Here is a 268-nt window from a genome sequence, read left to right as displayed (position 1 = left end):
TGGTGGTGCTTCATCGCGCAACGGCGATACGCCAACTTCAGTTCTTCTTCGGTCGCCGTGCGGGTAACACCCAGCACTTCGAAGTAATCGCGCTTGCTCATGGTGTGAATCAGTATCCGGAAGTCGGGATTCGTCAACGCGGAAGAGCGGAACCAGGTCCGCTCTTTCGTTGGGCGCCCCGGCACACCGGGGTACGGCGGTCAGGCCCCAGTGGAATGACAACGGGACGTTGCCTGCGCAACGTCCCGCGTCGTGTCCGGATCAGGAA

Annotated in this window: 1 protein-coding gene; it reads right to left on the bottom strand. The window is 61.2% G+C overall.

Annotated features, from left to right (window positions below):
• On the bottom strand, positions 1-101 hold a 101-nt coding region (locus tag ACQG3P_RS19885; protein ID WP_426806008.1), incomplete at its 3' end, for a DnaJ domain-containing protein.
• Between the last annotated feature and the right edge of the window lie 167 nt (positions 102-268).

Source organism: Stenotrophomonas sp. SrG, assembly GCF_050031795.1.
In the GTDB taxonomy this organism is placed as follows: domain Bacteria; phylum Pseudomonadota; class Gammaproteobacteria; order Xanthomonadales; family Xanthomonadaceae; genus Stenotrophomonas; species Stenotrophomonas rhizophila_A.
Note: the sequence above shows the minus strand (reverse complement) of the source record. Positions and strands in the feature narration are given on the sequence as shown.